Raw genomic sequence first — 14,224 nt, 5'->3', positions numbered from 1 at the left:
ATGAGCGCCAGCACCGCCGCGTCCGCGGCCTACATCGTCGCCGGCCTGCTGTTCGTCCTCAGCCTCGCCGGCCTGTCCAGGCACGAGACGGCCAAGGCGGGCAACGCCTACGGCATGGCCGGCATGGCCGTCGCCCTGGTCGCCACCGTCGGGCTGGCCTGGCGCAACGGGAACGCGCTGTCGGTCGGGCTGATCGTCGTCGCGATGGTGCTCGGCGCGGTCATCGGCATCTGGCGGGCCCGGATCGTCGAGATGACCGGCATGCCCGAGCTCATCGCGCTGCTGCACAGCTTCGTCGGCCTGGCCGCCGTGCTGGTCGGCTGGAACGGCTACCTGTCGGTGGAGGGCGCCCCGGCCGGCGAGGCCGAGGAGCTGGGGCTGCCGGTGGGCATCCACTCCGCCGAGGTGGCGATCGGCGTGTTCATCGGCGCGGTCACCTTCACCGGCTCGATCGTGGCCTTCCTCAAGCTGTCGGGCCGGATCCGGAGCAACCCGCTCGTGCTGCCCGGCAAGAACGCGCTCAACGTCGGCGCGCTGGCCGCCTTCGCCGTCCTCACCGTGGTGTTCGTCGTCTCGCCGGGGCTGGCGGTGCTGTCGGGGCTGACCGTGCTGGCGCTGGCGCTGGGCTGGCACCTGGTCGCCTCGATCGGCGGTGGCGACATGCCGGTCGTCGTCTCGATGCTCAACAGCTACTCGGGCTGGGCGGCCGCCGCCTCGGGCTTCCTGCTCGACAACGACCTGCTGATCGTCACCGGCGCGCTGGTGGGCTCCTCGGGTGCCTACCTGTCCTACATCATGTGCCAGGCGATGAACCGCTCGTTCCTGTCGGTCATCGCCGGCGGGTTCGGCAACGAGGGCGCCACCGCGGCCTCCGGGGACGTCGACGGCGAGCACACCGAGGTCACCGCCGAGGAGGTCGCGCAGCTGCTGCGCGACGCCGACTCGGTGGTCATCACCCCCGGCTACGGGATGGCGGTGGCGCACGCGCAGAACGCCGTCGCCGAGCTCACCCGCACGCTCTCCGACAAGGGCGTCGACGTCCGCTTCGGCATCCACCCGGTCGCCGGCCGCCTGCCCGGGCACATGAACGTGCTGCTGGCCGAGGCCCGGGTGCCCTACGACGTCGTCCTGGAGATGGACGAGATCAACGACGACCTCGCCAAGACCGACGTCGTCCTGGTCATCGGCGCCAACGACACGGTGAACCCGGCCGCGGCCGAGGACCCGGCCAGCCCGATCGCCGGCATGCCGGTGCTGCACGTGTGGGACGCCGGGCACGTCGTGGTGTTCAAGCGGTCGATGAGCACCGGGTACGCCGGCGTGCAGAACCCGCTGTTCTTCCGCGAGAACACCCGGATGCTCTTCGGCGACGCCCGCGAGCGGGTCGAGGACATCCTCCGCGCGCTGTAGCCCGCTGCGGTTGCGCACCGGACGGCGGGGGCGCGACGGTTGCCACCGTGGACCCCTTCCGCCTCGGCATGCCGAAGATCCCCGGCTTCACCGAGCTGCTGACCGCGCTGCAGGCGCAGACCGAGGCGCTCGCGCAGCTGCCGCGCACGCTGACCGAGCTCAACGGCGCCGTCCGCGAGCTGATCGCGGCCACCTCGACGGCGACGTCGGCGATCGCCTCGGCGCAGCGCACCGCCGAGCGGCTGGAGACCCTGGTCGGGGAGCTGGAGGAGCCGGTGCGGGCGCTCAAGCCCGGGCTGGAGCGGGTGGGCCGGGTGCTCGACGACCCGGTGGTGGAGAAGGTCCCGGACATCATCCGCACGATCGACGAGGACCTCCGGCCGCTGATCGCGACACTGCACCAGGCGCAGTCGCGGGTCGCCGGCGTCACCGGCCTGCTGCGCCGCCGCGGCCGGCCGGAGGACGACGACCTGGTCTAGCCGTCCCAGTGCGGCGGGTGCTCCAGACCGGCCGGCAGGCGGGTGGCGGCGTCGCCGCGGGCGGCGGCCACCTGCGGCCGGGTGACGAACAGCGCACCGGAGAGGTCGGCGCCGCGCAGGTCGGCGGCCCGCAGGTCGGCGCCGAGCAGGTCGGTGCGGTACAGGTCCGCGCCGCGCAGGTCGGCGCCGATCAGGTAGGCCCCGCGCAGGCCGGCGGCCCGCAGCCGGGCCCGGCGCAGGTCAGCACCGACGAGGTCGGCCCCGCGCCGGTCCCTCCCCCGCGGCCGCACCCCGGAGCGGGCCAGCTCGCTCACCGAGGTCAGCAGCGCGCCGGCCTCCCGGCGCAGCGCGGCGGTGTCGACGGCGGCGAGCTCCTGCGGCGTCGCGGCGGTCAGCGCCGCAGTGCGGTCGCGGGCGGCGGCGAGTTCCCGGCGCAGCGGCGCGGCGGCGTCGAGTGCCAGTGCCTCGGTCAGGTACCAGAGCAGCTCGTGCAGCTGCCGCTGGACGACGAAGGCGGTGGAGACCTCCGCCGCCCGCTCCCGGTCCGCCCGCCAGCCCGCGGCACCGCCGAAGGTCACCTGCACCGTCTGCTGGCCGGCGCCGAAGCAGTCGAACACCGTGCAGCCGGCGAAGCCGCGCTCGCGCAGCTGCCCGTGGATGCCGCAGCGGTCGTCACCGCCGAGGTGGGGGCAGGCGGAGCCGGCGGGCTTGTCGATCGCGAAGTCGGCCGAGGCGGCGAAGGCCGGTGCCACGCAGCACAGCCCGGCGCAGCGGGTGCAGTCGGCCCGCAGCCCCGCACGGGCGTCGGCGGCGGCGGGGGTCACGGGAGTCCATGATGCCCGGGTGGACGTGCTCAGCAGCCGGGTCCTGCTCCGCACCGCCGACCCCGTGCGGTCGCAGGCGTTCTACCGTGACGTCCTCGGTCTGGCCGTGCACCGCGAGTTCGGGCCGCCGGAGCACCCCGGCGTCGTCTTCTTCCTGGGCAACGGCCTGCTCGAGGTGTCCGGCGCCGCCGCCGGACCGCCGCGCGGGCTGGCGCTGTGGGTGCAGGTGCGCGACCTGGCCGCGGAGGTCGACCGGCTGGCGGCGGCCGGCGTGCCGGTCCTCGAGGAGCCCCGTCAGCAGCCGTGGGGGCTGCTCGAGGCCACCGTCGCCGACCCCGACGGCGTGCAGCTGGTGCTCGTCGAGGTGCCGGCCGACCACCCGCTGCGCCGCGACCAGCGCTAGGCGGTCCCCGCCGGGGGTGACGGGTCCGTGGGCGGGCGGCGCAGCACGTCACCGAAGGACTGCTCCAGCCGCGCCCAGGTCCGGCTCCACTCCTCGATCGGCTCGAGCACCCGCTCGAAGACGGCGAGCTGCTCGTCGAAGGCCTGCAGCTGCCCGATCAGGCCCGCGACGAGCTGGCGCTGACCGCGCACCTGCGAGGCGATCGCCCCCACCTGCGCCGCCGACATCGCCCCGGGCGGGGAGGGCAGCCGCGGCAGCGACAGACCCGACGGGACGGCGCCGGAGGCCAGCCCCCGGGCCCGGTCGGTGAAGCCGCGCAGCTGGGTGACGAACTCCTCGACCGACCGGCTGACCAGGTTGCCCTGGGCCTGCCCCGCCCGCGCCGCGTCGTCCTGCTCGCTCATGGGCTCAGTCTCCCGCCGCCTGGACGGCGCCGCTCAGCCGCCCGTGAGGGCCCGCAGCGTCTCGGCGTTGCGGACGGCGTGCCCGTGGCCGTCGTTGTTGAAGTAGGCGTAGACGTCGCGGCCGGAGGCCGCCCACTCCCCCACCCGGTCGGCCCACCAGCGCAGGTCGTCGTCGGAGTAGGAGCCGGCGTACAGCCAGGTGTCGTCGGGGCCGTGCAGGCGGACGTAGACGAACGGCGCGGTGGCCCGCAGCACGCACGGCAGGCCGGCACCGCTGGTGACGCAGTAGGCCGCGCCGTGCCGCTCGAGCAGCGCGAAGACCTCCTCGACGTGCCAGCTGGGGTGGCGGAACTCCACGGCCACCTGCACCCATCCCGGCAGCAGGGAGAGGAAGTACGCGAGCCGGGCGTCGTCACGGACGGCGGCCGGGTGCAGCTGCACCAGCAGCACGGCGCGCCGGCCGTCCAGCTCGTGCCAGGCCGCGGTCATCCGCTCCACCCAGGCCTCCGGGGCGTACAGCCGCTTGGCGTGGGTCAGGCCGCGCGGTGCCTTGACCGACAGCCGGAAGTCCTCGGGGAGCCGGTCGCGCCACCCGGCGAAGGTCGCCGTCCGGGGCCAGCGGTAGAAGCTGGCGTTGAGCTCCACGGTGCCGAAGCGGCGGACGTAGTGGGCCAGCCGGTCGCGGGGCGGCGTCCCGGGCGGGTAGAGGACGCCCTCCCAGTGGTCGTAGCTCCAGCCCGAGGTGCCGACGTGGACGGTCACCGCTCAGCGGCCGCGTCCGGCCACCGAGGCCAGGCGGCGGTGCCGGTGCCGCCGTGGCGCCGCATCAGGGCAGCCGCCACACCGTCGTGCGGCGGGTGCCCGGCCCCTCGGTCTCGGGGACGTCGAGGGCGGTGACCGGCTCGAGCCGCTGGTGCGGGAGGTAGGGCCGGCCCGGGTCGCCGACGAGCACCTCGCAGCCGCGCGCCCGCGCCCGGTCGAGGAAGGGCAGCACCCGCTCGGTCATCTCGCGGTCGTAGCAGACGTCACCGGCCAGGACGACGTCGACCGCGGGCGGCTCGCGGTCGAGCACGTCGCCGGTCACGCTGATGCCGGCGACGCCGTTGAGCCCGGCGTTGACGCCGATCGCCGTCCGGGAGAACGGGTCGACGTCGCTGGCCAGCACCCACCGGGCGCCGGCGAGGACCGCCGCGACGGCCACCAGCCCGCTGCCGGAGCCGAGGTCGAGCACCGCGCGGCCGGCCACCAGACCGGGGTCGTCGAGGACGGCGCGGGCCAGCGCCTGCCCGCCGGGCCAGGCGGCGGCCCAGAACGGCGGGGCCTCACCCGCGCCGCCGGCCCCGTCCTCCATCGCCTCCCACAGGGCGACGACGTCGTCGGCCACGTGCAGCCGCACCTCGGGGACGAGAGAGGGCCGGCGCACCTGCGTGTGCGCGCGGACGAAGCCCGCGGGCACCACGCGAGTGGCCGGCCCTCCCTGTGTCATCACGCCCAGACTGTCACGCGACGCGCTGAACGGCCCCGCTGCAGGAGCCGGTCATGGGCTGGAACGGCCCTGCTGCAGGGGCCCGTGCCGGGCGGAGCGAGGCGTGGGGGCAGCAGGGTCCTCCTAGTACCAGCCGGTGGCCTGCGAGTGCGCCCAGGCGTCGCACGGCGTGCCGTAGCGGCTCTCGATGTAGATCAGGCCCGCGTCGATCTGCCGGTAGCCGTCGGAGGTCTTGGCGATGCCGGTGCTGGCCCAGGTCGAGTCGAGGAACTGCGGGATGCCGTAGGCGGTGCTGGTGGGGTTCTGCGCGTTGGGGTTCCAGCCGCTCTCCTTGCCCCACAGCTTCTCCAGGCAGCTGAACTGCTGGGCGCTGCCGACCTTGCTCAGCGCGTAGTCCTTGAAGGAGCCCTGGGCGGCCGGCGCCGCGGCGGGGGCCGGCTCGGAGCTCTCCTCGGCCGCGGCCTCCTCGGCGGCGGCCTGCTCGGCCTCGGCGGCAGCGGCGGCCTCGGCGGCGGCCTGGGCCTCGGCGGCGGCGCGCGCGGCCTCCTGCTCGGCGGCGACGCGGGCGGCCTCCTGCTCGGCGGCGATGCGGGCGGCCTCCTCGGCGGCGCGCCGGTCGAGCTCGGCCTGGTCGGCGGCGGCCTGGGCCTGCGCGGCGCTGGCCTCCTCGGCGCTGCGGTCGCTGCGCGAGGCGGCGAGGTCCTCCAGCGGCGCGAGGTCACCGGCCTGCGGAGCGGCCTCGACGTCGGCGGTCTGCCGGTCGGCGACGCCGAGCTGCGCGGCCACGCTCACGGAGGTGCCGGCCGTCTCGGTGCCGGCCTCGGCGGCCGGGCTGCTGGTGGTGACCACGCCGACCACCAGGGCGCCGGCGGCGGCGGTGGCCAGCAGGAGGGCCGGGCGGCGGGGACCCAGCGGCGGGCTGCTGCGGCGCGCACCGGTGCGGGCGGGGCGGCCGAACCGGCGGCGGGCGGGGGTCTCGGCGGCCGGGAGCTCGAGCGTCGCGGGCTGGGCGCCGGTGGGCTCGACGGCGGTGGGCTCGACGGCGGTGGGCTCGACGGTCGCCGGGGCGGCAGGCGTGTTCGGGGTGTGGCTGGGCATGAGGGGGTGGGGCTCCGAGGGAGAGTGGGCGCGCGGCGGCCCGGGTCGCGGGCGTGCGCCGGCGTGCGGCGGTCTACGGGTCCCCGGCGGCGCGGGTCAGCGGCGCCGGGTCAGCGGGGCAGGTGTCGGCCGGGCTCAGGAGGCGCGGGACGCGCGCCGGCTGCACCTGCGGGCCGCGTGGGCCCGGAGGCGGGGCATGCGGGGACTCTCCGTTCCTTCCGTGAGCCGCCTACCGAGTTAGCTGACGGGTTCGGGCGGGAAGAAGCCCTACGCGCTGCACTCGGCAGGCGATTCACCCCAGGACTGCGGTGGGTCCCCGGCTCGCGCCCGCGGGTGCGGACACGACTCGGCGGCGCCCGGCCAGGCTCCCCGGGCGGGGAGGAGACGACCAGCCGGACGCCGGTCACCGTACGGGCCGTTACACGTCCGTGACAACACCGCGGTGACGGAGATCTCCGTGACGGCTGTGACGGGTGGGCCGCCCCCCGCGGCCCGCCCGGCGTGTCGCGCTGCTCAGGACGCCGCGGCGACCGTCCCGCGGCCGGTGCCGTGCAGCTCGGTGACGCCGGCCGCACCGTCGGCGGGAGCGGCGTCCTCACCGGTGCGCCCGTCGGCCTCCTCGCGCGCGGCCTCGCGCCGCTCCGCCAGCACCGGCACCTCGTCGGGCAGCTCGGCGCCGCCGGACAGGGCCGCGTCGTCGGGCAGCGCGCCGGCGACCAGCTGCAGCGCGTCGCCGATCTGGGTCCCCAGCCGGTGCAGCGACTCGCGTGCCTGGTCGCGCTGCGCCCGCAGCGCGGCGAGCTCCGCCTCGACGGCGACCCGCTCCTCCTCCGCCCGGGCGGCGATCTCGGCGGTGGCGCGCTCCTGCTCGGCGGCCGTCCTCCGGCGCAGCTCCTCGGCCTCGCGGCGGGCGGCCCCGACGAGCGCGGCGGCCTCCTCCCGCGCCTGCTCCCGCAGCGCGGTCACCGCCTGGCGCATGTCGGCCACCTTGGCCAGCCGGGCCTCGGCCTCCGTGCGGGCTTCGTCGCGGATCCGCTCCGCGTCCGCCTCGGCGCGCTGCACCATCGCGGCGGCGTCCTCCGGCGTGGGCAGCGACTGCCGCTCGCGCACGAGCTGGGCCAGCCGGCGCCGGGCGTTCTGCAGCTCGGCCGACGCCGCGGCGTAGCGGCTGAGGAGGTGGTCGTTCTCGCGGCGCAGCACGTGCAGCTCGGTCTCGGCCCAGGCGACGTAGTCGTCGACCTGCAGGCGGTCGTAGCCCCGGACGGCGTGGGTGAACACCGGGCCGGTGCCCAGCAGGCCGTCGAGCTCGCCCGGACGTGCGTCGTCGCTGGTCCGGTTGCCCGAGAAGCGGGTGGGCCGCTGTGCCCCGTTCCCCGCCGCGTCCGGAGCGCCCTGGTGCCTGTGCTGCGACATCCCGTTCCCCCTCGGTCAGCCGTGCTCCCCGCGCCTCGTCGAGGCTCCCGGGTTGTCGCCAGGTTCCCAGCGCGGGCGGTCCGGTCGTGCACCCCCGAGATCACGGGACGGTCACCGACGGAGTGGTCCGCCGTGACGTGGCCGGACGGTCACACCGTGGAGTCGGCGGACGCGGGAACACCCGGACTCCGGCACCCGTTGCGTGGACGCAGTAGTTGCACTCTCAACCAGAGGAGCGGAGATGCAGTTCGGCGTCTTCTCGGTCAGTGACGTCACGACCGACCCCACCACCGGCCGCACGCCCACCGAGGCGGAGCGGATCCAGGCGATCGTCCGCATCGCGGAGAAGGCCGAGGAGGTCGGGCTCGACGTCTTCGCCCTCGGCGAGCACCACAACCCGCCGTTCTTCTCCTCCTCGCCGACGACCACGCTGGCCTACGTCGCGGCACGGACCACCCGGCTGCAGCTGTCGACGGCGACCACGCTGATCACCACCAACGACCCGGTGAAGATCGCCGAGGACTACGCGATGCTGCAGCACCTCGCCGGCGGCCGCGTCGACCTGATGATGGGCCGCGGCAACACCGGCCCGGTCTACCCCTGGTTCGGGCAGGACATCCGCAACGGCATCCCGCTGGCGGTGGAGAACTACGCGCTGCTGCGGCGGTTGTGGGACGAAGACGTCGTCGACTGGTCGGGCCGGTTCCGCACGCCGCTGCAGGGCTTCACCTCGACGCCGCGGCCGCTGGACGGCGTCGCGCCCTTCGTCTGGCACGGCTCCATCCGCAGCCCGCAGATCGCCGAGCAGGCCGCCTACTACGGCGACGGCTTCTTCTCCAACCACATCTTCTGGCCGAAGGAGCACACCCAGCGGATGGTCGAGTTCTACCGGCAGCGCTTCGAGCACCACGGCCACGGCTCGGCCGACCAGGCGATCGTCGGCCTGGGCGGGCAGGTGTTCATCCGCAGGAACAGCCAGGACGCCGTCCGGGAGTTCCGGCCCTACTTCGACAACGCGCCGGTCTACGGCCACGGCCCCTCGCTGGAGGAGTTCTCCCGCGAGACGCCGCTGACCGTCGGCTCCCCGCAGCAGGTCATCGAGCGCACCCTCGGCTTCCGCGACTACGTCGGCGACTACCAGCGGCAACTGTTCCTCGTCGACCACGCCGGCCTGCCGCTGAAGACGGTGCTCGAGCAGCTCGACGTCCTCGGCGAGGAGGTCGTGCCGGTGCTGCGCCGGGAGTTCGCCGCGCTCAAGCCCGCGCACGTGCCCGACGCCCCCACCCACGCCTCGCTCGTCGCGGCCCGTGCCACCACCCCGGAGGAGGTGTCGGCATGACCACCCGCACGATCGCCGTGGTCAGCGCCGGGCTGTCGACGCCGTCGTCGACCCGGCTGCTGGCCGACCGGCTGGCCACCGCGACCGTCGCCGCCCTGCGCGAGCGGGGCGAGGACGCCGTGGTCGAGGTCGTGGAACTGCGCGAGCACGCCCGCGACCTGGCCGACGCCTTCGTCACCGGCTTCCCGAACGCGGCGCTGCGCGCGGCGGTCGGGACGGTGACCGGCGCCGACGCGGTCCTCGCCGTCACCCCGGTGTTCACCGCGTCCTACAGCGGGCTGTTCAAGTCCTTCGTCGACGTGCTGGAGGAGGGCGCGCTGACCGGCAAGCCCGTGCTGCTCGCCGCCACTGCGGGCACCGCCCGGCACTCGCTGGTGCTCGAGCACGCCATGCGGCCGCTGTTCGCCCACCTGCGCGCGGTGACCGTGCCGACGGCGGTGTTCGCGGCGTCGGAGGACTGGGCCGGCGGCGACGGCGGCGAGCTGGGCCGGCGGATCACCCGGGCGGCCGGCGAGCTGGCCGACGTCGTCACCGGTCGGCCGGCCTCGGCCCGCCCGGCCGACCCCTTCGCCGACGTCCCCTCCTTCGAGGACCTGCTCCGCGGCGGGTCATGACGGTGCACTCCCGCGGACGTGCACGGGGCACGTCCGCGGGAGTGCGCGTCAGCCGGCGGCGTCCTCGGACGGGGGCGCGGAGCCGCCCTGGGGTGCCCCGGCCGTCATCAGCTCGACGATCGCGGCGCGGTCGGCGGCCGACGGCATGCCCCAGCCGGGCTCGTAGCCGTACACCTCGCCCAGCGGGGTCGACGCCGTCCGCCCGGTGAGCACCTCCACCGAGCCGGTGTCGATGAGGCCGGGGTGCTCGACCCCGCAGGCCTCGGCCACCTTGAGCAGGTCGCGGCGCAGCGTGGCCAGGTAGTTGGCCAGCCGCACCGACTTCAGCGCCGGGTCCAGGCCGTGCGCCAGCCACGCGTTCTGGGTGGCGACGCCGGTCGGGCAGGTGTCGGTGTGGCACTTCTGCGCCTGGATGCAGCCGATGGCGAGCATCGCCTCCCGTGCGACGTTGACCATGTCGCAGCCGAGCGCGAACGCCACGACCGCGTTGTCGGGCAGACCGAGCTTGCCGCCGCCGATGAACGTCACCTGCTCGGCCAGCCCGCGCCGGGCGAAGGTCGAGTACACCCGGGCGAAGCCGAGCTGGAAGGGCAGCGACACCGAGTCGGTGAAGATCAGCGGCGCAGCGCCCGTGCCGCCCTCCCCGCCGTCGACGGTCACGAAGTCCACGCCGCGGCCGGTCGAGGCCATCAGCTCGGTCAGCTCGTCCCAGAACCGCATGTCGCCGACGGCGGACTTGATCCCCACCGGCAGCCCGGTCTCGGTGGCGAGCAGCTCCACCCAGTCGAGCAGGCTGTCGACGTCGCTGAACTCCGCGTGCCGCGACGGGCTCACGCAGTCGACGCCCTCGGGCACCCCGCGGGCCGCGGCGATCTCGGCGGACACCTTGGCGGCCGGCAGCACCCCGCCGAGCCCGGGCTTGGCGCCCTGACTGAGCTTGATCTCCAGTGCCCGCACCGGCGCGCCCGCCACGAGGTCGCGCAGCCGGTCGAGGTCGAAGCGGCCGTGCTCGTCGCGGCACCCGAAGTAGGCGGTGCCGATCTGGAACACCAGCTCCCCGCCGTGCCGGTGGTGCACCGACAGGCCGCCCTCCCCCGTGTTGTGCAGGCACCCGGCCAGCGCCGCGCCGTGGTTGAGCGCCTCGACCGCCGCGCCCGACAGCGAGCCGAAGCTCATCGCCGACACGTTGACCGCCGACGCCGGCCGGAAGGCGTGCCTCCGCCCGCGCGGGCCGCCGAGCACCTTGGCCGAGGGCAGCGCGACGTCGGCGGCCGAGTGCGGGTGCGAGGGCGGGACGGCGCGGCCGAAGGTGCGGTGGTTGATCACCGCGTAGCCGGCCGTGTACTCGAGGTCGTTGTCGGTGCCGAAGCCGAAGTAGTTGTTCTCGCTCTTGGCCGAGGCGTACACCCAGCGGCGCTGGTCGCGGGTGAACGGCCGCTCCTCGTTGTCGCCGGCGACCAGGTACTGCCGCAGCTCCGGCCCGAGCGACTCCAGCCAGTAGCGCGCGTGCCCGAGCACCGGGAAGTTGCGCAGCAGCGTGTGCTCCCGCTGCAGCAGGTCGCGGGCGGCCACCGCCGCCACCGCACCCAGTCCGGCCACCGCGGCCCGTGCCGCACCCCTCATGACGATCCCCTTCCGCCCCGTTGCGGTCCGGGTCACCCCGGGGGGCCATCCTGGCGCGGAACGGCCCCGTCCGGGCCGCTCCGCGCGCTCCGGCGAGGGCTAGAGGAAGAGGCTGAGCACCAGTGCGAGGACGAAGCCGATCGTCCCGAGCAGCGTCTCCATCACCGTCCAGGTCTTGAGCGTCGTCTTCTCGTCCATCCGGAAGAAGCGGCTGACCAGCCAGAAGCCGGAGTCGTTGACGTGCGAGAGCACCGTGGCGCCGCCGGCGATCGCGATGACGATGAGCGCCAGGTCGATCGAGCTGAGCCCCTCGGAGGCCTCCACCACCGGCGCCAACAGCCCGGCCGCGGTGGTCAGGGCGACCGTCGCCGAGCCCTGCGCCACGCGCAGCAGCAGCGAGATGACGAACGCGGCCACGATGACCGGCAGCCCGATGTCGCCGAGGACGTCGGCCAGCGCCGTGCCGATCCCGCTGGCCCGCAGCACGCCGCCGAACATGCCGCCGGCGCCGGTGATCAGGATGATCGCGCACACCGGCCCCAGCGCGCTGTTGACGATCGACTCGACCTGCGCACCGCTCTGCCCGCGCCGCACGCCGAGCACGACCATCGCCACCAGGACGGTGATCAGCAGGGCCACCGGGGTGGCGCCGAGCAGCTGGCCGGCCCGGACGGGGAGCGACGCCTCGTCCAGCGCGCCCACGGTGGCCAGCGTGGACAGGCCGGTGTTGAGGAAGATCAGCACGAGCGGCAGCAGCAGGATGCCGACGACCGTGCCGAACCGCGGCGGCGCCGCCCGGGTCGCCGTCCCCGTGCGCGGCCCGCCCGAGCCGATGGCCGGCGAGGTGCCCTCGACCGACGGGTCGGGCTCGTCGTCGGCGGTGCGCGGCGCGTCGTCGTCCACCTCGTCGGGGACGGCGACGTCGTAGCGGCGCCCGGCCCACAGGCCGTACAGGTAGCCGCCCAGGTACCAGGTGGGCAGGCCGATGAGCAGCCCGAAGACCAGCACCAGCCCGATGTCGGCGCCGATGAGCTCGGCGGCGGCCACCGGCCCGGGGTGCGGTGGCACGAAGGCGTGCATGACGGCGAAGGCGCCGGCGGTGGGCAGGCCGTAGAGCAGCAGCGAGCCGCCCAGCCGGCGGGCGACGGTGAACACGATCGGCAGGAAGACGACCAGGCCGGCGTCGAAGAAGATCGGGAAGCCGAACAGCAGCGCGGCCACGCCGAGCGCGAGCGGGGCCCGCTTCTCGCCGAACCGGCCGATGAGGCTGTCGGCGAGCACCTGCGCCCCGCCGCTGTGCTCCAGCAGCCGGCCGAGCATGGCGCCCAGCCCCACCAGCAGCGCGACGTTGGCCAGCGTGCCGCCGAACCCCTCGGTGAGCGTGGTGACGACGTCCTCGAGCGGGATCCGCGTGGCCAGCGCCACCAGCAGGCTGACCAGGATCAGCGCCAGGAAGGCGTGCAGCTTCAGCTTCATGATCAGGAACAGCAGGACACCCACCGCGGCGGCGGCGATGAGCAGCAGCGGGCCGGCGCCCAGCGCCGGTTCGACCTCGGGCACGGGGGTTCCTCCAGGGGTCAGGCGGGACTGTGGGACGGGCTGTCGTCGAGGGCGTCGAGGGTGGTGAGCACGCCGGTCAGCGCCTGCGTGGACTGCTCGAGCAGCGGGCGCAGCCGCGCGTACAGGCCGGCGGCGGCCGGGTCGGGCTCGACGGGGTCGGAGACGCCGACCAGGGCGGTGGCAGCGTCGAGGTCGGGCAGCGACCCCAGCGCGTGCAGCCCGAGCAGGCAGGCGCCCAGGCCCGTGCCCTCGGGCGAGTCGGCCACCCGCACCGGCAGGTCGAGGGCCGCGGCGAGGGTCCGCACCCACAGCGACGAGGCCACCGCGCCGCCGGTGGCGCGCACCTCCCGGACCGGCAGGCCGGTGGCCGAGAACGCGTCGCGGACCAGTGCCAGCTGCTGGCACACCCCCTCGACGGCGGCCCGGACCAGGTGCGGACGGCGGTGCTCGCGGCGCAGCCCGACGTAGGCGCCGCGCAGCCCCGAGCGCCACCACGGCGCGCGCTCGCCGAGCAGGTAGGGCAGGCACAGCAGCCCGTCGCTGCCGGCCGGCACGCCCGCGGCCTCCTCGAGCAGCCGGGCGTCGAGCGCGTCGGCGTCCTCCCCCGTGACCTCGTCCCCCGAGGCGAGCGCCTGCGACGCCCAGCGCACCACCGAGCCGCCGTTGTTGACCGCGCCGCCCACCACCCAGTGGTCGTCGGTGAGGGCGTAGCAGAACAGCCGGTGCGCGGGGTCGACCGTGGGCGAGGGGACGACGACCCGCATGGCGCCGCTGGTGCCGAGGGACACCGCGGCGACCTCGGGGCGGACCGCGCCGATGCCGAGGTTGGCCAGCACGCCGTCGGAGGCGCCGAGCACCAGCGGGGTGTCCGCGGGCAGGCCGGTCGTGGCGGCCACGCCGGGACGCAGCCCCCGCAGCACCGCCGTGGTGGGGAGCACCTCGCCGAGCTGGCCGGCGCGGACGCCGGCGACCTCGAGCGCCTCGGTGTCCCAGGCGCCCGCGGCGATGCCGTAGAGGCCGGTGGCCGACGCGCAGGAGCGGTCGAGCACCTGCGGCCCGCCGCGCAGCGCCGAGACGACGAGCTCCTTGACCCCGCCCCAGCGGGGCACCGCGGCCAGCCGGTCGGGGTCGTCGGCGCGGAGCGCGGCGAGCTTGAGCAGCGGCGACATCGGGTGCACCGGCGTGCCGGTGCGGGCGTGCAGCCCCCCGGCCCGGCCGTCGGCGCGCAGCGCCTCGGCGAACCCGGCGGCGCGGTCGTCGGCCCAGGTCACCAGCGGACCCAGCGCCCGGCCGTCGTCGTCCATGGGGACCAGGCCGTGCATCGCGGCCGACAGGCAGACGCCGCGGACCCGGTCGCCGCGGTCGCGGGCGCGGGCCGTCACCGCGCCCAGCGCCTCGACGGCGGCGTCGGCCAGGCGCTGCGCGTCGAGCTCGGCGCGGCCGGGCGCGGGCACCGACAGCGGGTAGGCGACGCTGACCAGGTCGCGGACCCGGCCGTCCACGCCGGCGGTGACCGCCTTGGTGGCCGTCGTCCCGGAGTCCAGCCCGACCACCACGTCCATGTCGCGTGA

Annotated in this window: 14 protein-coding genes and 1 riboswitch; of the genes, 5 read left to right on the top strand and 9 right to left on the bottom strand. The window is 75.7% G+C overall.

The annotated features are described in order from the left end of the window. The gene (gene pntB / locus BMZ33_RS00370; RefSeq protein ID WP_091106685.1) at window positions 1-1,410 is read left to right on the top strand and encodes a Re/Si-specific NAD(P)(+) transhydrogenase subunit beta; all 1,410 of its coding nucleotides are present in this window, start codon (window positions 1-3) and stop codon (window positions 1,408-1,410) included. 47 nt (window positions 1,411-1,457) lie between these two features. Continuing rightward, window positions 1,458-1,889 carry a hypothetical protein gene (locus tag BMZ33_RS00365; protein ID WP_091106684.1) on the top strand — a complete coding sequence of 144 codons (432 nt, stop codon included), beginning with the start codon at window positions 1,458-1,460 and terminating at the stop codon, window positions 1,887-1,889. Here the strand turns inward: BMZ33_RS00365 and BMZ33_RS00360 are convergent. After that, window positions 1,886-2,713 (bottom strand): pentapeptide repeat-containing protein, encoded by an 828-nt coding sequence (locus BMZ33_RS00360; protein WP_091106681.1) that lies wholly within the window; start codon window positions 2,711-2,713, stop codon window positions 1,886-1,888. The two genes, BMZ33_RS00365 and BMZ33_RS00360, sit on opposite strands and share 4 nt — an antisense overlap. 19 nt (window positions 2,714-2,732) lie before the next feature. Between BMZ33_RS00360 and BMZ33_RS00355 the strand changes: the two genes are divergently transcribed. After that, a complete protein-coding gene (locus BMZ33_RS00355; protein ID WP_091106679.1) occupies window positions 2,733-3,116 on the top strand; it encodes a VOC family protein in 384 nt (127 codons plus the stop codon). Here the strand turns inward: BMZ33_RS00355 and BMZ33_RS00350 are convergent. The 5 genes from BMZ33_RS00350 to BMZ33_RS00330 all read right to left on the bottom strand — a co-directional run bounded on the left by BMZ33_RS00350 (window position 3,113) and on the right by BMZ33_RS00330 (window position 7,517). After that, the gene (locus BMZ33_RS00350; RefSeq protein WP_091106677.1) at window positions 3,113-3,520 is read right to left on the bottom strand and encodes a hypothetical protein; all 408 of its coding nucleotides are present in this window, start codon (window positions 3,518-3,520) and stop codon (window positions 3,113-3,115) included. The two genes, BMZ33_RS00355 and BMZ33_RS00350, sit on opposite strands and share 4 nt — an antisense overlap. A gap of 33 nt (window positions 3,521-3,553) precedes the next feature. Continuing rightward, a complete protein-coding gene (locus BMZ33_RS00345; protein ID WP_091106676.1) occupies window positions 3,554-4,282 on the bottom strand; it encodes a DUF72 domain-containing protein in 729 nt (242 codons plus the stop codon). Between the two features lie 64 nt (window positions 4,283-4,346). Then, on the bottom strand, window positions 4,347-5,006 hold the full coding sequence (locus BMZ33_RS00340; protein ID WP_091107759.1) for a class I SAM-dependent methyltransferase: 660 nt from the start codon (window positions 5,004-5,006) through the stop codon (window positions 4,347-4,349). A gap of 123 nt (window positions 5,007-5,129) precedes the next feature. Then, window positions 5,130-6,104 (bottom strand): aggregation-promoting factor C-terminal-like domain-containing protein, encoded by a 975-nt coding sequence (locus BMZ33_RS00335; RefSeq protein WP_169063677.1) that lies wholly within the window; start codon window positions 6,102-6,104, stop codon window positions 5,130-5,132. Between the two features lie 212 nt (window positions 6,105-6,316). Then, window positions 6,317-6,456, bottom strand: a riboswitch (cyclic di-AMP (ydaO/yuaA leader). 161 nt (window positions 6,457-6,617) lie between these two features. After that, window positions 6,618-7,517: a DivIVA domain-containing protein gene (locus BMZ33_RS00330; protein WP_091106674.1), complete on the bottom strand. Its 900-nt coding sequence runs from the start codon at window positions 7,515-7,517 to the stop codon at window positions 6,618-6,620. Window positions 7,518-7,758: 241 nt separating this feature from the next. Here BMZ33_RS00330 and BMZ33_RS00325 point away from each other — a divergent pair, with 241 nt between their 5' ends. After that, the gene (locus BMZ33_RS00325; RefSeq protein WP_091106672.1) at window positions 7,759-8,856 is read left to right on the top strand and encodes an LLM class flavin-dependent oxidoreductase; all 1,098 of its coding nucleotides are present in this window, start codon (window positions 7,759-7,761) and stop codon (window positions 8,854-8,856) included. Continuing rightward, on the top strand, window positions 8,853-9,470 hold the full coding sequence (locus BMZ33_RS00320) for an FMN reductase (RefSeq protein WP_091106669.1): 618 nt from the start codon (window positions 8,853-8,855) through the stop codon (window positions 9,468-9,470). Before BMZ33_RS00325 ends, BMZ33_RS00320 begins: the two co-directional genes overlap by 4 nt. A gap of 48 nt (window positions 9,471-9,518) precedes the next feature. Here BMZ33_RS00320 and BMZ33_RS00315 read toward each other — a convergent pair whose 3' ends face one another. The 3 genes from BMZ33_RS00315 to BMZ33_RS00305 all read right to left on the bottom strand — a co-directional run bounded on the left by BMZ33_RS00315 (window position 9,519) and on the right by BMZ33_RS00305 (window position 14,215). After that, window positions 9,519-11,093: an FMN-binding glutamate synthase family protein gene (locus BMZ33_RS00315; protein ID WP_091106667.1), complete on the bottom strand. Its 1,575-nt coding sequence runs from the start codon at window positions 11,091-11,093 to the stop codon at window positions 9,519-9,521. 99 nt (window positions 11,094-11,192) lie between these two features. Continuing rightward, complete coding sequence (locus tag BMZ33_RS00310; protein ID WP_091106665.1) at window positions 11,193-12,653, bottom strand: GntP family permease; 1,461 nt, start codon at window positions 12,651-12,653, stop codon at window positions 11,193-11,195. A gap of 17 nt (window positions 12,654-12,670) precedes the next feature. Then, window positions 12,671-14,215: a gluconokinase gene (locus BMZ33_RS00305; RefSeq protein WP_091106663.1), complete on the bottom strand. Its 1,545-nt coding sequence runs from the start codon at window positions 14,213-14,215 to the stop codon at window positions 12,671-12,673. Between the last annotated feature and the right edge of the window lie 9 nt (window positions 14,216-14,224).

This window comes from Geodermatophilus dictyosporus (assembly GCF_900115505.1).
Taxonomy (GTDB): Bacteria; Actinomycetota; Actinomycetes; order Mycobacteriales; family Geodermatophilaceae; genus Geodermatophilus; species Geodermatophilus dictyosporus.
The sequence above is the reverse complement of the archived record's forward strand: the minus strand, read 5'-3'. Positions and strand labels throughout refer to the sequence as shown.